Genomic DNA, 23,230 nt, shown 5'->3' with positions numbered 1-23,230 from the left:
CGGCGGACTATGCCGCCGCGCCCGAGTTGTCTTGGTGACGCCACAAGCCCCGCGCCCTGCAGCCGTCAATACATGTGAATTGGATCTCCGCGGATGGCTGTTCGGTTGCAACTCAAGCGCCGCCAGGACGCTGCACTTGACCGGCTCTGCTCTGAGCTAGAAGTTCAGGCGGATTGAACCTCGGCCGCTTCGCTCTCGACCAAGCGGCCATTCACGAGGTGGACAATCCTGTCGGCCGAAGCGATTGTCTCCGGCCTGTGGGCAACGATAATCCGGGTGATGCGCAACGACCTGATAGCTGCGTTCACCTGCCTCTCCAATTCGACGTCTAGGTGGCTGGTGGCTTCATCCAGGATCAGGATTTTCGGCTTCTTGAAAATGCTCCGGGCAAGCAAGATTCGCTGCTTTTGTCCTCCTGACAGCGTGCTTCCCATGTCTCCCACCAGGGTCTCGTATCCCATCGGAAACATCATGATGTCGGTGTGGATCGCGGCCAGCTTGGCGCACTGCTCGATGTCCTCGCGCGACGCGGATTCGGTAAAGAAAGAAATGTTGTCCGCAATGGACCCGGAGAACAATGAGTCATCCTGCATGACAACGCCCACCAAGTCGCGATATTTCTTCTTGCCGATATTCGCGATATCTACGCCTCCCACCAGGATCTTTCCGCTGGTTGGAGGAAGGGCCCCGATCAGCAGGTTCAACAGACTGCTCTTGCCGCTGCCCGATGGCCCCACGATGGCGAGCGACTCCCCCTCCTCGACCTGCAGGCTCACCTTCTCCAGAATCAGCCGGTCGAACCTCGAATAACGGAATGAGACGTCATGCACTTCCAGTTTGAAATGACGCAACTCTCCAAGGTCAAAGTCCGAAGCGTCATCGTTTTCCTCCTGCTCGGTGTGGACGATGTCGGCGAGACGCTCGCCTTGCAGCCGAAGCATTCGGACTTCGAAATAGTTGTCGATCAGTGCTTGGACCCGGCCGGAGAACTGCTCCCTGTAGGCAAGAAAGCCCATCAGCACACCGATGGAAATCGTGCCTTCCAGCGCGAGATTCGCAGCCCACCACACGGTGATGATCCGCTCCACGCCAAAGATGCATGGCGCCGCGTTTTTGATGACGAGCGTCGCTCTTTCAGCTCTTAGTCCGGCATTCAGCTGATTGACCAGCATGCCCAGCCACGTCGCTCTTCGTTCTTCCCGCTTGCCGAAGAGACTGATTGCCCGGATCCCGCGTATGGTTTCCAGAAAGAACGAGTTCTGCTTCGCCGCATGCACAATCGCTTCAGTGTTGGCCGCCCAGGAGTAGCGGTACACCGTCGATCGCACAAGCACGTATGCGATCACCGAGAGCGCGACCGGTATGAAAAGTGTCCCGCCGTAAAGCAACATCGCGATGCCTGTCGCGATCGCCATGGAGCCATCGAGAATCGCATCGAGGAACGAAGTCGTAAGCGTCTTCTGGATCGAGTCGACTGCGGACGTCCTGGAAAGCACGTCGCCCAGATGGCGCTTCTGAAAGAAGCCCAGCGGCAGGTTCAGCAGGTGGGAGAACACGCCGTTCTTCCATTGGAAACCCAGAGACGTGTTGAGGTGGATCATCATCCAGCCCCTGGCGGCAGTGATGCCGTTCTGCAGCAGGCACATGCCGATGAAGCACAAGGCCAGCGTGCCGATCAGCGATTTGTCGCCCGCCGGGATGCCGCGATCCACGATCCACTGAACGTAGAAGGGCATCAGCAGCGAGAACATCTCCGCCGCCAGTGCCATGAATGCGATTTGTCCCAGGGAACGACGCAGCCCGATGGTCCTGCCCATCAGGTCACGGATGCGGACGCGGGGCGCGGGCGCCTGCTTGACGAAGCCCGTGTCCGGATAGAGTTCGAGCGCCGCGCCCGTGAAGCATCGTGACAGCTCCGCAATCGAGATCTGTCGCTGACCGACGGCGGGATCGCAAATCACCGCGCTGCTGCCGCGGTACTCGGTCAGCACCACGAAATGCTGGAAGTTCCAATGAAGGATGCAGGGAAGCGTGAGGTGCTCGACGCCATCCATGTCCAGCTTCAGAGGCCGGCTCACCATCTTCAGCCGTGTCGCCAGATGCATGAGTTGACTGAAGTTCAGTCCCTTGAGCGAGATCGGAAATCTGCGCCGTAGTGTTTGCAGGTCCACGGCGTGGCCATGGAAGGTGGCGACCATGGCTAGGCAAGCCAATCCGCACTCGGAGTTCTCGCTCTGAAGAATCGTGGGAAAAGCGCGACGCCAACCCGAGGACAGTTGGTTCAGTGTTTTCATTGGACGTACGCGCCTCTGTTCCTCAAACCGAAAAGCGGCTCGAGCGCCCATTCGTAAAGACGTCTGGTCTCCAGGAACACGTCGCCGTCAACCAGCAGGCCGACGCGCAGCGGCTCGGGCCGGGCCGCCACCTGGATGGTCTGGGAGCGCAGTTCGACAGTCACCCTGTACAGGCCTTCGTCCGTCGATCGCTTGCCGTCGATCATGGGCACAAATCCGAGGCCTAGATCGACCGTCGAGATCGGGGCATCGGAGATATCGCGAACTGTGCCGGTCACCGTCCCGAACTTCTGGTATGGATAAGCCTGCAGCCGCAGCGACACTATCGCACCGGGGCGCATGAAGCCCATGGCCCGGCTGTTGGCAAAAAGCTCCGCTTGCAGCGGGGAATCGAGCGGAATCAGGTTCGCCAAAGCGCGCTGGCCTGTCACTGTGTCGCCGCGCCGCGCAGTGAAACCGACCAGTCGACCATCGTCCGGCGCACTGACTGTCAGTTCATACTTGTTGGAGTTCTCGATGGACTCCTGCTCTAGATCGGCGATTTCCCTGTCAAGCTGGAGCAACTGGCTGTCGAGCCTGACAGCATTGAGATTTTGTTCAGCCCGGTTATTGCGCAGCAGCCCCTGCTTGTCGATTTCGTCTCGCTCTAGGGCGGTCAGCAATTCCTCTTGCTCGAGGCCGTCGCGCGTTTTGTCCATCAGCATCTCGTTGGATATGAATCCTTGCTGCTTCAGCGATTCATAACGGGAGGCATTTTGCTGCGTGAGCGACAGCCGTTGTCTTTTGAGCAGCACTTGTTTTTGAAGATTCGTGATCTCCGCCGTCAACTGTGCTTCCGTTTCCTTCAACGATTTGTTCTGGCTGGACGTGATTTCGACAGCTCGTCCGCGTTGCTCGGTCAAGATCCTGAGTTTCTTGCCATTCAGGTTGCTGAGCGACGCCTGCGTGCTCTCCTTCGCATTCGCATGCTTGTCGTTCGAAATGGTGAACAAGGGCTGTCCCTTGCGAACGAAAGATCCATCCTTGACCTTGATGTGCGACAGCGTTCCAGCCTGGGGTGTGTAGATCTTCACCAGCCCTGCGCTCGGCAGGATGATTCCCCCGACCGTCGCCCGGGAGGTGTACTCCACGAACACCATCATCAGAATCAGTGCTGCAACGACCAGACCGACGATCGTCACCATCAGACTGAAGGTCTTGGGCCGGGAAAGCAGCGCGGCGCCTATCTGGTTCGCGCTGCGAGAAGCAATAGCATCCGCGCGGAACGGTCCAGGATTCTTGGACATCTAGTCTTGAATCTTCGTGTGCGTCATCCACGGCCGGCACGCAATACGCAGTGTTCGATCCCAGGATGCCTTGAAAGCCCGGTGGTGACGGTCGATCTCCAGGTCCGAAGTCGCGTCCTTTTCCTCGGCGCGGATTCCGATCGACCGCAACATGACCGCGAAAAGAAAGGCGTCGTCGTCGATGTAAAAAGAAAACCAGCTTTCGCACAAAACACCTTCTTGCCCGATGGACTCGACCGCTTGTGCGTGAAGACTGGACATCGAAGAGCGCCAAGTCGCCAGGGCAGATTCGCTGCGGGGCAACAGCCGAATTACCGCCGTTGATGCGTCGACTTCCGACAGCTTGGAAATCACCGTGTGCGGGCTGATGACGTCTGCCAGCAATTTAGTCACCAGCATGCGACGGGATGCTTGCGACGTGAAGATTCGGGGTCCTCTCGAATAGCTCGCCAAGAACGACGAACCGCCCACCTCGAAGATCACGCGGACAGTGGACCCATCGCACCGCTCGGGTTCGCTGCCTGCGTCGATACGCAGGATCTGAAGTTGTACGTCAGTGATATTCATAGCATGGGGATGGATGGAATTCCGGTCCTGCCGGGGTCTTTATAGTGGCGCAATGAGTCGGAGCGCGACTTTGTGCAATATCCGCTCTGGCAGGGAAGCGTTGCCGTCCAGATTTCCCCAGCTTCTCCGTGTAGGCGCGCCGCCAGGGCGCCGAAGTTGATCGACATCGACAAATCAAGTTCGTGCTGACTTGCCGGAAGCTTCTTGACATGGCCGAGTACCTGCATACGACGGCGAGCATCGTGCATCGCTAGCACCGTCTCTTGATGGCGCGGCGCGGCGCGGGAATTGGGCGTTGCATAGTCATCGTGAATCATGATCGCCTCGGCGATCGCGCCTTCCAGCGCAGCCTGAATGCTGGTCGACAATTTGGCGCCGATTCCTATGAAGCTGTCTGTTGCGCATATGGCGAGGCAGAACGGCAACCTTTCGGCGATCACGCAACGCACGGAGCCGGGAATCGGTTGCCATTCACGACTGGTGATCGTGTGGACCTTGAGGTCTTCCTGCCACAGTCGCCAGATCAAATGGCGCTCCAGCAACTCCAGCACCGAATGCTCAATGCATTCTTTCAATTGGAAATGAAAAGCCGTCCCCGTGGCATCCTCGCGGCTTCCATCTTTTCGTCGGTGAAGCTCAGGGCCTGTAGTTTCTTTTTGCGTGCCTGAATAAAACTCCTGAGTCAAAATGGGCACCGTGGGGTACTGCCGGATGTGACCATAAGTACTCATGCATTTCTCCCAGAGCCGAGACCTGCGCCTGAAGCGCATTTCTGGAGCACCCGAAACCTTTGATCTGCATAGGAGGCTGCCCCTGACGGGCTATCAGCGTCGCGGCCCTCGCGACATGGAAGTCGCCATGTATTGCAGCGGGAGCACACGCAATCTTTGCCGGAACTGCCTGAATCATCAAATCCAGGCAGTTTTGAAGACGCAATTCAAATCCCCGCGCAGGGGGCAAAGGTGTCGAACATTTGCTTTCCCGAAGGGGTTAAATTTCCGTGCTGAGCTAAAATATCGAGTCCATTTTTTAGGCGAGGTTCAAAATGTTTGATCAATCTTGCGTACTGAATTTCTCCGCTGGCCTCCATCAATTTGAAAATTCTCAGCATTCTTGAAATAACAAAAGAAGCGTGGAAAATCCCATACATGGGGCGCAAATCGGTTCGAAGTGGTGCGCTGTAGCGCTCTGTGGTCGGATTCAGAACCATAGGGTCTACCAGCATCAGGCCGAACAAAACGTTGTGCGACGTCTCGTGTACGACATGTTCCATGAAATACGGAACACCTCGTATATTGAAATGCTCGCCAAATTCCTTGCGAATTGGATCATGATCTGGAGATCCGATGTAAATAGCGCCAAAAGTCCGAATGAGCGAGCCGCCCATCAACGCCTGCGCACGGAATACGGTTGCCTCTGAGACCGATGCGAGCATTTCGTCGTGCATCAACGGATCGAGGAGTTTGATTGACTCCAAGACCCGTTCGATGTCGGATCGATATTCGACCAGCTCTTCCTCGCGTGTTTCGTAGATCTCGGCTCTGCGACCATGCACGTCCTTGGTTGGGTCGTTATGCATGTGCTGGATGGCTTCAGCGGAGGCCGGACTGTTGTTTGGTGCCTGCACCAACATTCCAGGATGCCGTACCACGGCCTGTTCCTCCTCAATCCATTTCAACGCCCTGTAGCAACCCAATGCATCGCCGGCCCGCATCGCAACCCCGGCTTGATGTACGATGGAATGAAGTGACGGATTCAGACGCTGCGCTGGATCCACCGCTTCGATCTTTTTCTTGATTTCCTCGAGGTTGTGCCCACTGCCCTTTTCAAAGGCAACGCAAATAGCCTTATAGGCCCTCAAGGTTTCCTCATTCTTCAGCCTGCGAACGTATTCGACTCGACCGACATCTTGAGGAAGGCAAGTAAACATATCGTAGGGTTTTTGATTTTTCAGGGGTTTGGCTTGTGCGTTCATCGGTTTCCTTTTTTTTTGAAAGGCACCCGAAGGTGCCGTTTTTATAATTACGCGTAGCCCTCTGGAAAATCATATGCAAATTGAAGCGTGGCGCCGCCAACCATGTCCAACTCTTCTGGCAACATGAAACTGATTTTTCGTGAAGCGAGATCCTTGGCAACTGCATCGGAAGCAGTAGGAAGATTGCTAACTGGCTCGAAGCGCACGTTTTCTGATTGACTCATCGTTTAAAGCTCCTCAAATTGGCAAGATTTGACTCTTGGACCCTCCGGATATCGGAGAGTTCGGTAGCGCGAGCAATGCTCATCGCTGATCCAAAAGGTGTCCCTCGACACCTGAAAGGGGGGAGCATTCCTGTTTTTAATCTCCTCGTCAAAAAATTCCCCGGTCAATTTTAATAAGATGGTTCTCATCAGGGAATTAATATTCTGGGATCGCGTAAAATTACCAAGGCCGCGCATTTTTGTATACCCCTGTGATAATTGTTAACCATTCATGATTGAAATATATGATATAGGGGATGCTTTTTGACGGCTTGCTGGTGGCGTTTTGTTGTATAAATTCTTACATCCATCGCGACGGATTAATTTCGCACTCTATATAGCACACAGTCGAGCGCGACGGCACGTTTTCAATGTGTAGTTATTAGGTTCCAAAACGCTATGGTGCAAGACTCATTAACTTGACGTTCAGGTCCAAATAGGATGCATCGTCAAGATAGACTCCATCTAATAGCGATCGTTATGAGCGGGTGCGTGCTGAAGCTTGGCCGCGCCTTGTCGTATTGCTGATCGGACGCTCGCGAAGCAGGGATGCGCGACAGGGTGGTCTTTAGCCGGCGAGATCCGGGGCCACCCCCGTATTGAAAGGGCACAAGCAACAAGAGAAAGGCGCCCGAGCAGTCTGTGTAAATAGACTGCCGGCTGCTTTGATCGAGATGCCCCGCCGAGCGGGGCATTTTTCATTGGGGCGAGCAAACGCGCCAAGGGCCTCAGCCCCGCAGCGCTTGGTGCATCCAGGCGGCCCCCTTCATGTTGAACGCCCGCTTCAAGTTGTAGGCCATCACCGCCAGGCTGAACTCCGCACGTGCTCCGCTCGTGTGTCTCATCAGCAACCGGGCATTGCCCAGGATTAGGTGCTTGATGCTGGCGAAGGGGTGCTCCACCGTCTGGCGCCTGAGCGCCACCAGCTCATCGAGCATCAGCGGAACAACGTCGCTTGCCCCCCGAGCCTGTCTGTGTCGATGTCCCATTGGCCAACCTCCAATGAAAAATGCCCTCCAGACAAACTCCTGAAGGGCATATCTCTCGGACTCAACGCAGACTATTTACACAGACTGCGAGGGCGCCTTTCTTGTCGTGTGTATCACCGCTCCGAATTCAGGGGGTGGGAAGGTAGAGTCGTTCACCACGGCACAGTACGCTGGAGAAGCTACGGTTGCCATGCAAGCGGAAATGGCGGCCGCCCGCGTGTAATTCCAGTTGTACCAAGCGACATAGTCGGCGCGGGCCCGGGCATCGGCTGCTCGACCTACGGCGTAGCTCGCTGTGCCCTGTGCGGCCGCTGCAACTTGACTGGCGCTTTGGGCAGTCTGGCCTGCCCACTCGGCCATGCCCTGGGCATTCTGCGCCCGTCCGCGGGCATCATTTATGCCGTTGTAGATCGCCGCCTGGTCAATACCTACGCCAGCGATCTGGCGACCGCCGGTGCTGTCGGCCACAGCAAAGGAAACGCCCTGCGCGTGTGCGCCGATGGCGGCCGACAACGATGCGAGAGCGAAGAAGAGGGACTTCGTGTTCATGTCTCGAACTCAGTGGATCTCGATTTGAGGAATGAGAGCCTGCGGAACCTGCAGCGATGCCAAGTTCAGCAATTCGCCTTCGCCCGGACCCCGATCAAAAGTGAGCCAGGGAAACACGTGAACATCACGGATGCGATTGTGTCGGTCCTTGATGACCGCAATGCCCAGCGCCTGATCGGTAAGACGCAGCGGTCCGCCTTCTTCCAGGCTGGCGGCTACGCGCTGGAGCCACACGTCCTCATCGATCCGCATCGCTTCAGCATCGCCTGCACGCCAGCCGAGAGCGGAAGTCGATACTGAAGACTGAGGGGATGCGGTGCGAGAAGCGTGCAAGCTGAGAAATGGGTCGATTGCAGCAAGCGTGAGTCGCCGAACTGCATCCGGCACTAGGTCAAACTGATCGGCCGCTTGAGTTGGATGAGTGTGAATCTTCATTTGGAGAGCTCCTTTTAGGTGACCGCGGCGAAGCGTGAAGGAGTTCGCGAGCCGAAAAAGATCGGCCAGGCTCCGGGCGGTCGGTAGCTATCTTGCGTAGGGCTTGGCTCTGACCAAACCCCAAGAATTCACCCAATCTTCGCAAGCAAGTTAGCGGCTCGCAAATGGACATACCGCTTGAGCATGACGAAGCTCTTGTGGCCGCTGATGCTCGATGCTTCGATTGGGCTCAGACCTTTGGTGAAGAGGAGGGTGATCCCTTCATGGCGCAAGTCGTGCCAGTGCAGATCGCTTATTTCGAGGCGCGCGAGGGTTTTCTTCCAGACCATGGCGACGGCGTTCTGCGTGCACCCGAACAGTCGGCCATCGATGCTGCGGGGCATGGCCTGGAGGACGGCCACGGCCTTCGAGGAAAGTGGGATTTCATGTGGCACGCCTTTGTTCGCGCGCTGGTGGTAGGCGCGGGATCGTGAGCACGCGTCCGCCCAGGTCGATCCAGTCCCAACGGATCTCGAAGAGCATGGCCTGCCTCAACGTGAGTTCAATCGCGAGTTCGAACGCTGGCAAAGCCCATGGGTTGCTCGACTCGCTCAGCGCTGCAGCTAGGCGTTCGCGCTCGCCGAGGTGCAGGCGTCGATCGCGCGCTTTCGTACCGCTGGGCTTGCGGATGTTCTTGAGAGGATTCTGCAAGCCCTCCCACTCCCATTCTTTACGGGCCATCTCGAAAAGATGGCTCACCAGCTGTAGCTCGAGCCGAACCGTGTTCTCGGCGCGTCCGTCCCGGCGTCGGTCGTCCCGATACGTCGCGAAGTCGGTTCCGCGTAGCGTGGCCATATAACGCTGCGCGAGCGGATGTTGCTTCCAGCGCTTGATGCGATTGAGATCGCGGTCAGGGTGAGCCTTGCGGCTGCTGAAGTCACGTCCATAGCGATCGAACGCCTCAGCCAGAGTGGTGCTCTCGGCCTCTCGGTTATCGCGGAAGATGCCGCGATCCATGTCGCCCTCAAGTGCGCGGGCCCAAGCTTCTGCTTGGGTCTTGCTATCGAAGCTACGTGACTGAGTCGGCCAGCGGCGCCTGCGGATCTCGGCGCGCCAGTAGCTTCCTCGCTTCGTAAAAGTTGCCATGTTTCATGTGCGAACGAACATGGGCTCTGAGTCTCCAGTGCGCCAGAATTGCGCCAAACCCCAAGAATTCCTGGCGTTCGGCGCGTCAGCGCAACCCGTACGGAGCACAAAGAAAAACGGCCGAAACCTGCATGGATGCTTGGTCTCGACCGTTTTTGGTGTTGGTGGTGGGCCCTGAGTGACTCGAACACTCGACCTACGGATTAAGAGTCCGCTGCTCTACCAACTGAGCTAAGAGCCCCTGCGCTGTAATCGACTAGCGTTTTCAGGCAAGACCACGAGTATATCCCAGAATTTTGGAGTGTCCAAAAATTTTGTGAGGTGCAGCGTTAGGATGCGCCACCGATGGGGCCTCGCCCCTCCTCAATCAGGAGCATTTTCTTATGAGCGATGCAAGCACCACGCCCCATGTCTTGATCACCGGTGCCGCGGGCGCACTGGGTCGTGCCGTGGCGCAGCACTTTCTCGACCAGGGCGCGCGCCTCGCGCTGGTCGATCATCATGCGGGCCGTCTGACCGAAGTCTTTCCCGGGCTCGACAACTCGCAGCACCTGCTGCTTGCCGGCGACGTGACCTCGGCGCCCGACATGGCCGAGCTGACCGGCCAGGTGATCAAGGCCTTCGGCCGTGTCGACGTGCTCGTGCATATCGCTGGCGGTTTCGAGATGGGCGAGGCGACGCATGCGCTGTCGCGCGCGAGCTGGGACCGGATGATGAATCTCAACGCGTGGTCCTTCGTCGCGGTGACGCAGGCCGTGCTGCCCTCGATGATCGAACGCAAGGCCGGGCGCATCGTCGCGGTGACGGCTAAGGTCGCTGCGCGCGGTGTGCCGGCAATGGCTGCGTACATCGCTTCGAAGAGTGCGCTGCAACGTCTGGTGGAAGCGATGGCGGCCGAGGCCGCGCCGCACGGCGTCAGCGTGAACAGCGTGGCGCCCAGCGTGCTGGACACGCCGGCGAACCGGCAGGCCATGCCCGATGCCAATCCGGCCGAGTGGGTGTCGACGTCGGTCGCTGCGCAGACCATCGGTTTCCTCGCATCGCCTGCGGCCGCGGCGTTGCATGGCCAGCATCTGACGCTCGATACCTGAGCGCCAAAAAGAAAAGGCCTTGGCGGTTGCCAAGGCCTTTTTCAAATCGGTTGGTGGAGAGGATGAGGATCGAACTCACGACCTCCGCATTGCGAACGCGGCGCTCTCCCAGCTGAGCTACCCCCCCAACACGGCGCAAATTCTAACCAGACTCCTGCCCCGGCGCGCGTTGTCGTGCCAAGATTCGCGCCTCGCAAAATCAAGAGCAGCAATCGCATGGCCTCGTACGACCCCGCCTGGCTGGAAGGCATGTACAACAACCTCGCGCGAGTGAAGGACCACCCTGCGTACTTCGAGCGCTGGACGCGCGAATCGGCCGCGGTGCGCGACGCCTTGCCTGGCCGGATCGACCTGCGCTACGGCAAGGGCCCGAACGAGACGCTCGACGTCTTTCCCGCGCCGGTCCCCGACGCGCCGGTGCTGGTCTTCATCCACGGCGGCTACTGGCGCGCCATGGACAAGAGCCAGCATTCCTTCATCGCGCCGTCGTTCAACGACCGCGGCATCTGCGTCGTCGTGCCCAACTACGCGCTGTGTCCCGGGCCGGTCGAGGCGCCCGCCACCGTGCCGGGCATCCTCATGCAGATGGTGCGTGCGCTCGAATGGACCTGGCGCCATGTCGCGGCCTATGGCGGCGATCCCTCGCGTATCACGGTTGCGGGTCATTCGGCCGGGGGGCACATGGCGACGGCGCTGCTGGCGTGCGACTGGAAGGCGGTCGCGCCGGATCTGCCCGCGCAGCTGGTGCGCAACGCGCTCTCGATCTCGGGCCTCTACGACTTGCGCCCGCTGCAACGCACGCCGTTCCTGGAACACACGCTGAAGCTGACCGATGCGGATGCGCACCGTGCGAGCCCCGCGCTCTGGCCTGCACCGCCGCGCGGCCAGCTCTATGCAGCTGCTGGTGGGAACGAGAGCCCCGAATTCATCCGCCACAACGCGATGATCCGCGATGCATGGGGCCGCAACACCGTGCCGGTGTGCGAGGTGCTCCCGGGCCTGGACCACTTCAGCGTGGTCGATGCATTCGCCGATCCGGCACACGCGCTGCACCGCCATGCGGTGCAACTGCTGGAGGCCTGATCGGCCCGCGTGGGCCTACATCAACAGATGTTCGCCCTCGTTGGCGCCGCCCAGCGTGACGTAATTGACCTTGCGGATGTCCATCAGCGTGCGGCCGCCCGCGTAGCTGATCGAGCTCTGCACGTCCTGCTCCATCTCGACCAGCGTGTCGGCCAGCTTGCCCTTGATGGGCTCCAGGATGCGCTTGCCCTCGACGTGCTTGTACTCGCCCTTGTTGAAGTCGCTGGCAGAGCCGTAGTACTCCTTGAAGAGCGTGCCGTCGACGTCCACCGTCTTGCCAGGCGACTCTTCATGGCCCGCGAACAGGGAGCCGATCATCACCATCGAAGCGCCGAAGCGCACGCTCTTGGCGATGTCGCCGTGGTCGCGAATGCCGCCGTCGGCAATGATCGGCTTGGTCGCCACGCGCGCGCACCACTTGAGCGCAGACAGCTGCCAGCCGCCCGTGCCGAAGCCGGTCTTGAGCTTGGTGATGCAGACCTTGCCCGGGCCGATGCCGACCTTGGTCGCGTCCGCGCCCCAGTTCTCCAGGTCGATCACGGCTTCGGGCGTGCCGACGTTGCCGGCGATCACGAAGGCCTTCGGCAGCTTCTCTTTCAGGTAGCCGATCATGTTCTTCACGCTGTCGGCATGGCCGTGCGCGATGTCGATCGTGATGTATTCGGGCACGAGGCCCTGGGCCACCAGTTGGTCGACGGTCTCGTAGTCGGGCTTCTTCACGCCGAGCGAAATGGAGGCGAACACGCCCTTGCTCTGCATGTCCTTGACGAACTTCACGTTGTCCAGGTCGAAGCGGTGCATCACGTAGAAGTAGCCGTTCTGCGCGAGCCACAGGCAGATCGACTCGTCGACCACCGTCTTCATGTTGGCCGGCACCACCGGCAGGCGGAACGTGCGTTCGCCCAGCGTGACGCTGGCGTCGCATTCCGAGCGGCTCTCCACGCGGCACTTGCGGGGGAGCAAAAGGATGTTGTCGTAATCGAAAATCTGCATGACCAGGCTCCTGTAAATAAGGCCCCCCGGCTTGCCACTGCGTGTGCTTCGCCACCCCCCGAAGGTGTGGCTCGAGCCGCCCTGCGGCGGCCCGGCGGCGGCCGGGATCGTTGAAAAAAACGAATGAGCGCTTGGTCCGGCCGGCTTTCGCGTGCGTCTCGAAAAGAAAACGCCCACAAAAAACCGGGCGCAAGAATCTTGGGCCCGGTGATTGAGTTTACGCGGTGTCCCGGTGGCAGGTCTTCCGGTTCTTCATATAACCCGCATACGCCGTGGTTTCTACAATCGCAGGATGTTGTTTAACGATCCTGCGGCTGACGCCCATTCTGCGGACCTGCCGCTGCTCAAGAACCTGAACGCGGAGCAGCTTTCCGCGGTCACCCTGCCGGCGGGCAATGCGCTCATCCTGGCGGGCGCCGGCTCCGGCAAGACGCGGGTGCTCACCACCCGCATCGCCTGGCTGCTCCAGACGGGGCAGGTCTCCGCCGGCGGCATCCTCGCCGTGACCTTCACCAACAAGGCGGCCAAGGAAATGATGACGCGGCTGACCGCGATCCTGCCGGTCAACGTGCGCGGCATGTGGATCGGCACCTTCCACGGCCTGTGCAACCGCCTGCTGCGCGCCCATTGGAAGCTGGCCAACCTGCCCTCGACCTTCCAGATCCTCGACACGCAGGACCAGCTCTCGGCCATCAAGCGCCTGATGAAGCAGTTCAACGTCGACGACGAGCGCTTTCCCGCGAAGCAGACCCAGTGGTTCATCGCGGGCGCCAAGGAAGACGGCCTGCGCCCGAAGGACGTGGAGATCCGCAGCGACGACGACCGCAAGAAGGTCGAGCTCTACCAGCTCTACGAAGAGCAGTGCCAGCGCGAAGGCGTGGTCGATTTCGGCGAACTCATGCTGCGCAGCTACGAACTGCTGCGCGACAACGACCCGGTGCGCGAGCACTACCAGCGGCGCTTTCGTCACATCCTGATCGACGAGTTCCAGGACACCAACCGCCTGCAGTACGCGTGGATCAAGATGCTCTCGGGCAACACGGTCGGCGGGCAGTTCACGCCCAACCCGAACAACAGCGTGATCGCGGTGGGCGACGACGACCAGAGCATCTACGCCTTTCGCGGCGCGCGCGTGGGCAACATGGCCGACTTCGTGCGCGAGTTCGATGTGCAGCACCAGATCAAGCTGGAGCAGAACTACCGCAGCTACAGCAACATCCTCGACTCGGCCAACGAGCTCATCAGTCATAACAAGAAGCGCCTGGGCAAGAACCTGCGCACCGACCAGGGCCCGGGCGAGCCGGTGCGCGTGTACGAGTCGCCTACCGACCTCGCCGAGGCGCAGTGGATGGTCGAGGAAATGCGCCAGCTCGTGCGCGACGGCTTCGACCGCAAGGAAATGGCCGTGCTCTACCGCAGCAATGCGCAGAGCCGGGTGATCGAAACGGCGCTCTTCAATGCGTCGGTGCCGTACCGCGTGTACGGCGGCCTGCGCTTCTTCGAGCGCGCCGAAATCAAGCACGCGCTGGCCTACCTGCGCCTCCTGGAGAACAAGGACGACGACACGAGCTTTCTGCGCGTCGTCAACTTCCCGCCGCGCGGCATCGGCGCGCGCACGCTCGAAACCCTGCAGGACGCCGCGCGTGCAGCCGGGCGTTCGCTGCACGACGCGGTCAGCGTCGTCGGCGGCAAGGCGGGCGCGAACCTCACGGGCTTCGTCGCCAAGATCGATGTGCTGCGGGAGCAAACCCAGGGCGTGAGCCTGCGCGAGATCATCGAGCTGGTGCTCGACCACAGCGGGCTCGTCGAGCACTACAAGGCCGACCGCGAAGGCGCGGACCGCCTGGAGAATCTGGACGAACTCGTGAATGCCGCCGAGAGCTTCGTCACGCAGGAGGGCTTCGGCCGCGATGCGGTGGCGCTGCCGGTCGACGAGCTGCGCCAGTCGCCCGCGAGCCAGGGCATCGACCCCACCCGCCCGGTGCTCGACGAGCCGCTCGCGCCCGATGCCGAGACCGGCGAAACGCTGAGCCCGCTGGCCGCGTTCCTCACGCACGCCGCGCTCGAATCGGGCGACAACCAGGCGCAGGCCGGGCAGGACGCGGTGCAGCTCATGACGGTGCATGCCGCCAAGGGCCTGGAGTTCGACTGCGTGTTCATCACCGGCATGGAGGAGGGGCTCTTTCCGCACGAGAACTCGATGAGCGACTTCGAGAGCCTGGAGGAAGAGCGCCGCCTGATGTACGTGGCGATCACGCGCGCCCGCAAGCGCCTGTACCTGAGCCATTCGCAGACGCGCATGCTGCACGGCCAGACGCGCTACAACGTCAAGAGCCGCTTCTTCGACGAGCTTCCCGAAGGCGCGCTCAAGTGGCTCACGCCGAAGAACCAGGGCTTCACGCCCTCGGCTTTCGGCTACGGCGGCGGCTACGGGAGCACGCGCGGCGGCAGTGGCGGCTACAGCGGTGGCAGCAGCAGCTACGGCGGCAGCAGGGACACCTTCGCCAGCCCGCCGGTGCCGCCCCAGAAGACCGCTCCCTCGCACGGCCTGCGCTCGGGCATGCAGGTGTTCCACAACAAGTTCGGCGAGGGCACGGTGGTAGCCCTCGAAGGCACGGGCGACGACGCGCGCGCGCAGGTCAAGTTCACGCGCCACGGCGTGAAGTGGCTGGCGCTGTCGGTGGCCAAGCTCACGCCGGTCTGACCCGCACCAGCCTGAGCTGCTACCAAAGCTATAGCTGACGGCATAGGCAGGACGGGCATCACGGCGGTTTTCGCCGGGATCAGCCGTACACTCCGGACTCGCCAAAACATGGGGAGTCAGGGATGTGGTTCATAGGCATGATTGCCGGCCTGTTCATTGGGGCGATCTTCGAATCGGTGCCCGTGGCGCTGGTTCTTGCGCTCGTCGGCGCGTTCGCGTTCTCGAAGCTGTTCGGCAAGAAGAAAAAGGACGAGCCGCGGCGCACCGAGGCGGAGGGTGGCCTGCCGGATGGCCGCGTCGTCGGCACGCCCGCGGCAACGGCTGCGCCCGCAGGCGGCGTGCTGAAGCTGCAGCAGCGGGTGAGCGAACTCGAAGCGCGCGTCAGCCAGCTCGAACGCCGGCTCGCGCAGGGCGCGGGCGAGGTGGTCTCTCCTGCGGCGGCAAATGCGCCAGTTGGCGATCTCGCCACATCGATGGCCAGCACGCCGGTCGCGGTGTCGCCTTCGCTGCCATTGGGCCAGCCGGCGGCCGCGCGAGCCGCCGAGATGACGCGGCCCCACATCGCGACGATGCAGGTCCCGCGGCCTGTCGTCGTTGCCAAGGAGCCCGTTGCAGAAGCGCCGGCCACACCCGCCGAGCCGGTCGCACCTGCCGCTGACGAAACCGCCGCGCCGCGCCCGCCGGCCCCCGTCGCAGCACCTACGCCGCCGGTCGCCGTGCCGCCTCTGGTGCGCCGTGCGCCACCGCCGCCTCCTCCACCGCCCCCACCGCCGGTCCCGCTGCGCGACCGCCTGCCGGCACCCATCGCCAACCTGATCTTCGGCGGCAACATGCTGGTGAAGCTCGGTGTCTTGATCCTCTTCCTCGGCTTGGCCTTCCTGCTGCGCTACACGGCCGAACGCGTCACGGTGCCGATCGAACTGCGCTACGCCGCGGTCGCGCTGGTGGGCGCGGGTCTCCTCGTGCTGGGCTGGCTGCTGCGCCACAAGCGCGCGGGCTACGCGCTGATCCTGCAGGGCGCGGGCATCGGCGTCTTCTATCTCACGACGCTCGCGGCCATGAAGCTCAGCGGCCTGCTGCCGGCCAGCGTGGGCTTCGCATTCCTGTTCGGCGTGGCGGTGCTCAGCGCCGCATTGGCGGTGCTGCAGAACGCGCCGTTGCTCGCGATCGTCGCCGCGCTAGAAGGCTTCGCGGCGCCGGTGCTGGCATCGACCGGATCGAACCAGCCGGTGGGCCTCTTCACCTACCTGCTGGTGCTCGACGTCGGCATCGTGCTGATCGCGTGGTTCAAGGCCTGGCGCGTGCTCAACCTGATCGGGTTCGTGGGCACCTTCACGCTCGCGGCCGGCTGGGCGCACAAGTACTACACCGACGACCAGTACGGCATCGTGCAGCCGTTCCTCGTCGTGTTCTTCCTCCTCTTTACCGCCATCGGTTTGTTCTTCGCGCGCCGCACGCTGTTCGATGCGCCGGTGCAGCCCGCGCAGCCGCTGGCCACGCGCGCGCTCGACACGCTGCGCCGCGCGGGCCGCGTCGACAGCTCGCTGGTGTTCGGCACGCCGATGGTCGCCTTCGGCATGCAGTACCTCTTGATGCGCCCGTGGGAATACGGCGCCGCGTTCTCGGCGATGGCGCTCGCGGCGTTCTACCTCGTGATGGGCCGCCTGGTGTTCGCCACGCAGCCCAAGGGCCTCGCGCTGCTGGCGGAGGCCTACGCCATCGTCGGCGTGATCTTCGGCACGCTCGCCATTCCGCTCGGCCTCGAAGGGCAGTGGACCGGCGCCGCTTGGGCGGTCGAGGCGGCCGGCATGTACTGGCTGGGCGCGCGGCAAGGGCGCGTCTATGCGCGCGCCTTCTCGTTCCTGGTGTTCGCGGGCGCGGTGTGGAAGCTGCTCGAAGCCACGCAGGTCGATGGGGCTGCAGGGCACCCGCTGCTGCAGGGATCGGTGATCGGCCCGTTGCTGGTCGCGGTGAGCGCCTTCGCGATGTGGGTCATGCACCGCCGCGCGAAGCTCGACGAAGGCGACGGCCTCGAAGCCATCGTCGGCAGCGCCTTGCCGTGGCTCGGCATGGCCGCGCTCACGCTGCTCCTGTGGCAATGGTTCACGCCGCTCTGGGCCGCGGCGGCGACGGCCGTGCTGGCCTCGGTAACTTTCGCGGTGGCCGTGCGTTTCGCGCTGCTGCCGCTCGCTCATGTGAGTTTCGGCATGCAGGCGCTGGCGGTGGCGGGTTTCATCGCCACGCTGCATCGCGCGGGCGATGGCCTCGATGCCAGGCAGGCGCTCGAAAGCGGCTGGCAGGGCGCCGCGGCCGCGTGCCTCATCGCGCTCAGCGTGCTCGGCAGCGCCGCCTGGTCGATGCTGCAGGCGCACCGCGCGGCGCTCGCGCGCGGCGTGCAGCCGGTGTGGTCCGTCGGCAATGTGGTGGGCGTGATCGCCGGTGTCGGCCTGCTGCACCTGGCGATGCTGTTCCAGGTCAGCCTCACCCAGGCCGCGCTGCTGTGGCCGCTGACCGCCGTCGTCGTGCTGTGGGTCGCGCTGCGCATGGCGCACCTGCCGCTCGCGGCGTTCGCCGGTGTGCTGCATGCGGTCTCGGCGATCCTCTTCATCGTGCTGGCGGAGATGGGCGGCGACATGCGGGTGCTGCGCCCCGCCTTCGGGCATCTGGGCTTCTGGACGCCGGTGGTGCTGGGCCTCACAGCGCTTCTTGCGGGCGACTGGCTGCGCGACGAAGCCCGGCCGCGCGCGGGCGAGCCCACCGGCGCGACGCGCAAGCGCTGGGTCAACGCCTGGTGCGCCAATCCGGTGGTGCTGTGGGTGCCGGTGACCTGGGGCCTGGGCTGGTGGCTCTTCGGCATGCTGGACGAAAGCGTCCGGGTGCTGAACCTCCACGCGCTGACGGGCCACGTGCCCGCGACCGTCATGGCGGTGGTGCTCGTGACGTCGGTGCTGTCCGCGCTCGTGGCACATCGGCGCGACTGGTCGCAACTCGGCCAGGCGACGATCGCCACGCTGCCCGGCTTCGGCCTGATCGCCGCCTACGGCATCGCAGGCGGGCCGACGCCGTTCTACGTGCCGTCCAGCGCGCTCGGCTGGATCGCCTGGCCGCTGGCGCTTGCGTGGCACCTGCGCCTGCTGCGTGCGCAGAAGCGCTGGTTCGACGCCTCGGCGCTCACGCCGTTCCACGTGGCAGGCTTCTGGCTCTTCCTGCTGCTCGCGGCGCGCGAATGCCAATGGCAACTCGGCCGCGTCGGCGCCGAGTGGTCGAGCTGGCAACTGCTGGGCTGGGCCATCGTTCCGGCGCTCGTGCTGTGGGCGCTGCGCTCGCGCGTGCTGCTGCAGCGCTGGCCGCTCGTCGAATACCGCAGCGCCTACCTGGAGTTCGCGGCGACGCCGGTGGCGGCGTACCTGCTCGCATGGGTGTGGGTGACCAATGCCGTCAGCCCCGGCGATGCGGCGCCGCTGCCTTATGTGCCCTTGCTCAATCCGCTCGAACTCGCGCAATGGCTCGTGCTGTTCGCGCTGGTGCTCTGGTGGCGCGCGCTGCCTGACGGCTCGTTCGCGCGGGTGCAGCCGATGGTCGCCAAGGGCGCGGTCGGCTTCACCGGCCTCGCGCTGCTGACCGGCATGGTGCTGCGCGCATGCCATCACTACGCGGGCGTGGAGTGGCGCTTCGACGCGCTCTATGCCTCGTGGCTCACGCAGGCGGCGTTGTCGATCACCTGGGCGATCTGCGGCGTGGTCGCGATGGTGCTCGGCCACGGACGCCGTGTACGCACGCTGTGGATCGCGGGCGCCGCGCTGCTCGGCGTCGTGGTGCTCAAGCTGTTCTTCGTCGAGCTGGCGGATCGTGGCGGGCTGTTCCGCATCGTGTCGTTCATTGCCGTCGGCGCGCTGCTGCTCCTGGTGGGGTACTTCGCGCCCGTTCCGCCGAAGAAGGAAGACGCGGAGCCGAAGGAACAGAAGGCCCCGGCCGAGGGAGGTGCGGCATGAGCGGCCACTCGATGCGCGTCCTCCTGGCCGCACTGGTGACGACGGCGGGTGCCGCACAGGCGCAGCCGGTCACTTCGGCCCCCATCGCGCTGCAGGGCGCGGGGCCCTACCACCGGCTCACGCTGCCGCTCGCCATCTACGGCCGCGCAGCGTACGGCGACCTGAGCGACCTGCGGGTCCACAACGCGGCCGGGCATGCGGTGCCCTATGCCTGGCTGCGCAACGAAGCGGCAGCGCCGCGCACGGCGTCGCAAGCGGTGCCGATCTTCGCGTTGCCCGGCAGCGCGGCATCGGGCGATACCGCACTCGCTTTCACCGTGCGCCCCGACGGCTCCCTGGCGCTGGACAGCAAGACCACCGCCAGGCCGAACGACGCGGCGCAGTGGCTGATCGACGTGAGCCAGGTCAAGGGCGCCCTGCTGCAGGCGCGCTTCGAAGTCGCGCCCGATGCGCGCGGCCTGTTCGGCTTCCAGCTGGAGGCCAGCGAGGACCTGCGGCAATGGCGCCCGGTGGGCGGCGAGGAGCAACTGGTGCGGCTGGCCCACGGCGGCCAGGCCATCGAGCGCATGGCGGTCGAGCTGGGCAACCTGCGCGCGCGCTTCCTGCGCCTGAGCTGGAGCGATCCGCAGCACGGCGCGCCGCTCGCCAAGGTGGAGATCGACAGCGTGCAGGAGGTCGAGCCGGTGGCGCCGATCGAATGGTCCGGCGCACTCAAACCCGAGCGCTGCTCCGAGGACTACTGCGACTACGTGCTGCCGCGCGGCCTGCCGGTGCAGAGTCTGCGCATCGACTTGGCCGACATCAACACGCTGGCCCAGGTCGGCGTGTCGGGCCTGGTCGATGCGGCGCCGGCTTCGGCGACGCCGCCGCAGTTCGTGCCGCGCAACCCGCTCTACGCGCTGCGCCATCAGCATCGCCGAACGACCACGCTGCCCACGGGCCCGGGCGAAGCGCCGCTGCTCGACACGGTGGTGTACCGCCTCGCGCAAGCCGGCGGCGAGGCGCGCTCGCCGGTGCTGGCGCTCGATGGCGCCGTGTATTCGCGCCTGCGGCTGCGCACGGCGGGCCCTGTGAGCCTGCTCGGCGCAACGCCGCCGAGCATCGCCGTGGGGGCGACGCCGCGCACGCTGGTGTTTCTTGCGCAGGGCGGTGCGCCGTTCTCGCTGGCCTGGAGCGCGGCGCCCGACAAGGGCGCGGTGCAAGGGGCGGTGCCGGGCGCGCCGCTCGCGCTGTCGACGCTGATCCCGGGCTACGCGGCGGACAAACCCGTCGCGGCGGACGATGCCTCGGTCACGCTGCCGGTGGCGGCGGTGGAGTCCGCCGTAGCGGCCGCCGCGCTCGCGCCCGTTCCTGGGACGGCGCCGCACGATCCGTCGCGCAAGTGGTGGCTCTGGGGTGCTCTGGGTGTTGGCCTGCTGCTGCTCGCAGGCATGGCGTGGTCGCTGTTCGCGAGCCTGCGCAAGGACAGGGCCGCGGCGGACTGATCGCCTGACCGGAGACGGTCAGTTCGGATCGAAGCTGTCGCGGAAGGTGAACCAGGTCGAGCTCAGCGACATGGCCGCGAGCACCAGCGCCGTGCCGATCATGAGGATGTTGCCGACCGCCACCGCCGCACCGCCCGCGCCCAGTGCGCCGACGCCCACCAGCACGGTCGCGACCAGGCCCATTGCGATGCCGGCCAGCAGGAACACGCCGAACCACGCGAGCACGAACAGCGCGTAGGCGCCGAAGTTGCGAAACAGCGCGACGATGCTGAAGAAGATGCTCTTGACCGGCTCCACGCGGTGCCAGTGCACGAGCGCCGGCGCATGCCACATGGCGAGCGACAACGGCAGGTTCAGGCACATCAGCAGCACGCGGGCCAGCTGGAAATCGTTGCTGGCCATCACCTCGGGCGTGATCGCGTCGTCCAGCAGGTAGGCGCGCATCAGCTGCCCGCCGTCGACCAGCGCGGTGACCATCACCGCGAACACGAAATACACCGCCGAGATCACGCCCAGCACCACCAGCGAGCGCCATTCGGTGCGCATGGCGCCGAAGACCGCGACGAACATCGCCGAGCCCGTGGGCCGCTGCGCATCGCCCAACTGACCGGTCTGGCCAAGGCCCTCGGCGTTGTCGTTGCAGGCCACCGAGGTCGCCACCATCAGGCCCAGCGTCATGAAGGGCAGGAACACCGGCGCGACGATGCTGCCGATGAGCGGCAGCACCGACACCGTCGAGATCACCGCCATCAGCAGGAAGAACAGCGAGATGAAGGCGAGCGGTTGCCGCCAGAAGGTCTTGAGCCCGGAGCGGACCCATGCGGCGCCGGTTCGCGCCGGCACGAGGTTGAGTTTCATGAGGTCCGGATCATGCGGCCATGAGCGGCTCGAGCGCCTGCGCCATGGCGTGCGGATGGGTGGCGCGCTCGCGCAGCACGCGCTCGAAGTGCGTCGGGTCGTGGGGCTTGAGCATGCTGGCCTCGCGCGGCAGGTGGAAGTCCCACAGGCGCGAGATCCAGAAGCGCAGCGCCGCGGCGCGCAGCATCGCGGGCAGCAGGGCGCGCTCGGAAGCGTTCAGCGGGCGAATGGTTTCGTAGGCCGACAGCAGGGCGTCGGCACGCGCGGCGTCATGCACGCCGGTGGCCAGGTCGATGGCCCAGTCGTTCAGGCACACCGAGAGATCGAAGAGCCAGGTGTCGGTGCCGGCGAAGTAGAAGTCGAACACGCCGGTGAGACGCGGTGCGGCGCCAGGCTCGCCGCCGGTCGCGAACATCACGTTGTCGCGAAACATGTCGGCATGCACCGGTCCGCGCGGCAGCGCCGCGTAGGCCGACGATTCGGCGATGTGGTTCTGGTAGGCGAGTTCGGCGCGCAAGAGCGCGGCCTGCGATTCGTCGATGTAGGGCAGCACCACCGGAACGGTCTCGTTCCACCACGCAAGGCCGCGCAGGTTCGGCTGGATGCGCGGGAAGTCGCGCGCGGCGATGTGCATGCGCGCCAGCATCGAGCCCAGTTCGGCGCAATGCGCCGCGGTCGGGGCGAGTTCGCTGTGGCCCGACAGGCGCTGCACCAGCGCTGCCGGCTTGCCCGCCACGGTGTGCAGCAGTTCGCAGGGCGCATTGGCGGGAACCGTCAGCGCGTGGCCCTTGGGCGCTTCCACGGCCGGGTCGGCCACGGGCTCGGGCACCGGCAGGCCGCGGGCCGCCAGGTGCTTCATGAGACAAAGGTAGTAGGGCAGCTGGTCGGCGCCAAGGCGCTCGAACAGCGTGAGCACGAACTCGCTGGACTCGGTGGTCGCGAAGTAGTTGGTGTTCTCGATGCCGCCCTCGATGCCGCGCAGGTCGCGCAGCGCGCCCAGCTCCAGGCGCTGGACGAGCGCGTCTGCCTCGCCGAACTCGACTTCGGTAAAAACTGCCATGGGGGTGCTCAGCGAAGAGCCGGAAATGCGGTGAACAGGAACGGTGACGGCACAGTCAGAACTTCATCACGTTCCAGACGCGTGCGCCGTTGCCGGTGGAGTTCGTGTCGTTTCCACGTGCGGTGCCGGCGTCGTTGGGCAGCACTTCGTAGCCCGGCATGTTCGACTTGGGCTTGACGTTGATGCTCTGCGTGCGGCCGCCGTAGCGGACTTCGTCGACCGAGGCGCCGTTGTCTTCCGTGTGGATGTGCTCGACCTTCTGGTTGCGCCGTCCGTCGGCCTGCTCCTGATTTTGTAGCGGCTCCGCCGGGGCCGGGGTGGCAGCGGGCGCGGTTTGCGCGTGCACGGCGGCGAAGGGGGCTGCAAAGGCCAGCGCCAGCAGGATGCGGCGGGCGATCAGGAGTGTGGAGCTAGGCATGACTCGATTGTAGGCGCGCCCTCGCGCCAGGGGTGTCGGCGTGCAGCGCATGGCGCCGTGGTTC

The 23,230-nt window shown here is 63.7% G+C and carries 20 protein-coding genes and 2 tRNA genes; 5 read left to right on the top strand and 17 right to left on the bottom strand.

Going from position 1 to position 23,230, the window contains the following annotated elements:
* Positions 1 to 164: 164 nt before the first annotated feature.
* From RT97_RS29895 to RT97_RS29850, 12 genes are all read right to left on the bottom strand, one after another.
* Entirely contained in the window at positions 165 to 2,294 is a 2,130-nt protein-coding gene (locus tag RT97_RS29895; RefSeq protein ID WP_042582487.1) for a peptidase domain-containing ABC transporter, read from the bottom strand.
* On the bottom strand, positions 2,291 to 3,580 hold the full coding sequence (locus tag RT97_RS29890) for an HlyD family secretion protein (RefSeq protein ID WP_042582486.1): 1,290 nt from the start codon (positions 3,578 to 3,580) through the stop codon (positions 2,291 to 2,293). Before RT97_RS29890 ends, RT97_RS29895 begins: the two co-directional genes overlap by 4 nt.
* Positions 3,581 to 4,147 carry a DUF6176 family protein gene (locus RT97_RS29885; protein ID WP_042582485.1) on the bottom strand — a complete coding sequence of 189 codons (567 nt, stop codon included), beginning with the start codon at positions 4,145 to 4,147 and terminating at the stop codon, positions 3,581 to 3,583. It lies immediately after the preceding gene.
* Positions 4,144 to 4,878 carry a hypothetical protein gene (locus tag RT97_RS29880; RefSeq protein ID WP_155403935.1) on the bottom strand — a complete coding sequence of 245 codons (735 nt, stop codon included), beginning with the start codon at positions 4,876 to 4,878 and terminating at the stop codon, positions 4,144 to 4,146. The genes RT97_RS29885 and RT97_RS29880 overlap by 4 nt, the downstream gene beginning before the upstream one ends.
* Positions 4,879 to 5,084: 206 nt before the next feature.
* Positions 5,085 to 6,122, bottom strand: a complete 1,038-nt coding sequence (locus tag RT97_RS32225; RefSeq protein ID WP_052810792.1) for an aKG-HExxH-type peptide beta-hydroxylase — start codon at positions 6,120 to 6,122, stop codon at positions 5,085 to 5,087.
* Between the two features lie 47 nt (positions 6,123 to 6,169).
* A complete protein-coding gene (locus RT97_RS33295) occupies positions 6,170 to 6,346 on the bottom strand; it encodes a hypothetical protein (RefSeq protein ID WP_155403934.1) in 177 nt (58 codons plus the stop codon).
* A gap of 767 nt (positions 6,347 to 7,113) precedes the next feature.
* A complete protein-coding gene (locus tag RT97_RS29870) occupies positions 7,114 to 7,323 on the bottom strand; it encodes a hypothetical protein (RefSeq protein WP_042582483.1) in 210 nt (69 codons plus the stop codon).
* A 126-nt stretch (positions 7,324 to 7,449) separates the two neighbouring features.
* Positions 7,450 to 7,923 (bottom strand): hypothetical protein, encoded by a 474-nt coding sequence (locus RT97_RS29865; RefSeq protein ID WP_042582482.1) that lies wholly within the window; start codon positions 7,921 to 7,923, stop codon positions 7,450 to 7,452.
* 9 nt (positions 7,924 to 7,932) lie between these two features.
* Entirely contained in the window at positions 7,933 to 8,358 is a 426-nt protein-coding gene (locus RT97_RS33290) for a hypothetical protein (RefSeq protein ID WP_155403933.1), read from the bottom strand.
* Between the two features lie 128 nt (positions 8,359 to 8,486).
* Positions 8,487 to 8,741, bottom strand: coding sequence for a tyrosine-type recombinase/integrase (locus tag RT97_RS33970; RefSeq protein WP_253278341.1), 255 nt, complete (start codon positions 8,739 to 8,741; stop codon positions 8,487 to 8,489).
* Between the two features lie 40 nt (positions 8,742 to 8,781).
* The gene (locus RT97_RS33965) at positions 8,782 to 9,354 is read right to left on the bottom strand and encodes a hypothetical protein (protein WP_052810789.1); all 573 of its coding nucleotides are present in this window, start codon (positions 9,352 to 9,354) and stop codon (positions 8,782 to 8,784) included.
* 294 nt (positions 9,355 to 9,648) lie between these two features.
* Positions 9,649 to 9,724: transfer RNA gene (locus RT97_RS29850), tRNA-Lys, on the bottom strand.
* A gap of 142 nt (positions 9,725 to 9,866) precedes the next feature.
* Between RT97_RS29850 and RT97_RS29845 the strand changes: the two genes are divergently transcribed.
* Entirely contained in the window at positions 9,867 to 10,574 is a 708-nt protein-coding gene (locus tag RT97_RS29845) for an SDR family NAD(P)-dependent oxidoreductase (RefSeq protein WP_042582480.1), read from the top strand.
* A 51-nt stretch (positions 10,575 to 10,625) separates the two neighbouring features.
* On the opposite strand, the gene RT97_RS29840 is transcribed toward RT97_RS29845, so the two are convergent.
* Positions 10,626 to 10,701: transfer RNA gene (locus tag RT97_RS29840), tRNA-Ala, on the bottom strand.
* A gap of 89 nt (positions 10,702 to 10,790) precedes the next feature.
* Between RT97_RS29840 and RT97_RS29835 the strand changes: the two genes are divergently transcribed.
* Positions 10,791 to 11,657 carry an alpha/beta hydrolase gene (locus RT97_RS29835; RefSeq protein WP_042582479.1) on the top strand — a complete coding sequence of 289 codons (867 nt, stop codon included), beginning with the start codon at positions 10,791 to 10,793 and terminating at the stop codon, positions 11,655 to 11,657.
* 15 nt (positions 11,658 to 11,672) lie between these two features.
* Here RT97_RS29835 and RT97_RS29830 read toward each other — a convergent pair whose 3' ends face one another.
* Complete coding sequence (locus RT97_RS29830; RefSeq protein ID WP_042582478.1) at positions 11,673 to 12,650, bottom strand: GMP reductase; 978 nt, start codon at positions 12,648 to 12,650, stop codon at positions 11,673 to 11,675.
* Positions 12,651 to 12,942: 292 nt separating this feature from the next.
* Here RT97_RS29830 and RT97_RS29825 point away from each other — a divergent pair, with 292 nt between their 5' ends.
* The 3 genes from RT97_RS29825 (at position 12,943) to RT97_RS29815 (ending at position 20,830) form a co-directional block, all read left to right on the top strand.
* Positions 12,943 to 15,354: a UvrD-helicase domain-containing protein gene (locus RT97_RS29825; protein ID WP_042582477.1), complete on the top strand. Its 2,412-nt coding sequence runs from the start codon at positions 12,943 to 12,945 to the stop codon at positions 15,352 to 15,354.
* Positions 15,355 to 15,476: 122 nt separating this feature from the next.
* Positions 15,477 to 19,346, top strand: coding sequence for a DUF2339 domain-containing protein (locus tag RT97_RS29820; protein WP_042582476.1), 3,870 nt, complete (start codon positions 15,477 to 15,479; stop codon positions 19,344 to 19,346).
* On the top strand, positions 19,343 to 20,830 hold the full coding sequence (locus tag RT97_RS29815; protein WP_042582475.1) for a DUF3999 domain-containing protein: 1,488 nt from the start codon (positions 19,343 to 19,345) through the stop codon (positions 20,828 to 20,830). The genes RT97_RS29820 and RT97_RS29815 overlap by 4 nt, the downstream gene beginning before the upstream one ends.
* Before the next feature lie 18 nt (positions 20,831 to 20,848).
* Here the strand turns inward: RT97_RS29815 and RT97_RS29810 are convergent, their stop codons facing one another.
* Genes RT97_RS29810 through RT97_RS29800 form a run of 3 tightly spaced genes read right to left on the bottom strand, consistent with a single transcriptional unit; the run spans position 20,849 to position 23,166 of the window.
* Complete coding sequence (locus tag RT97_RS29810; RefSeq protein ID WP_042582474.1) at positions 20,849 to 21,688, bottom strand: BPSS1780 family membrane protein; 840 nt, start codon at positions 21,686 to 21,688, stop codon at positions 20,849 to 20,851.
* 10 nt (positions 21,689 to 21,698) lie between these two features.
* Positions 21,699 to 22,748 carry a homoserine kinase gene (locus RT97_RS29805; protein WP_042582473.1) on the bottom strand — a complete coding sequence of 350 codons (1,050 nt, stop codon included), beginning with the start codon at positions 22,746 to 22,748 and terminating at the stop codon, positions 21,699 to 21,701.
* 55 nt (positions 22,749 to 22,803) lie between these two features.
* A complete protein-coding gene (locus RT97_RS29800) occupies positions 22,804 to 23,166 on the bottom strand; it encodes a hypothetical protein (RefSeq protein ID WP_042582472.1) in 363 nt (120 codons plus the stop codon).
* Positions 23,167 to 23,230: the final 64 nt, after the last annotated feature.

It is taken from the genome of Variovorax paradoxus, from assembly GCF_000834655.1.
Lineage (GTDB): Bacteria > Pseudomonadota > Gammaproteobacteria > Burkholderiales > Burkholderiaceae_C > Variovorax > Variovorax paradoxus_F.
The sequence above is the reverse complement of the archived record's forward strand: the minus strand, read 5'-3'. Positions and strand labels throughout refer to the sequence as shown.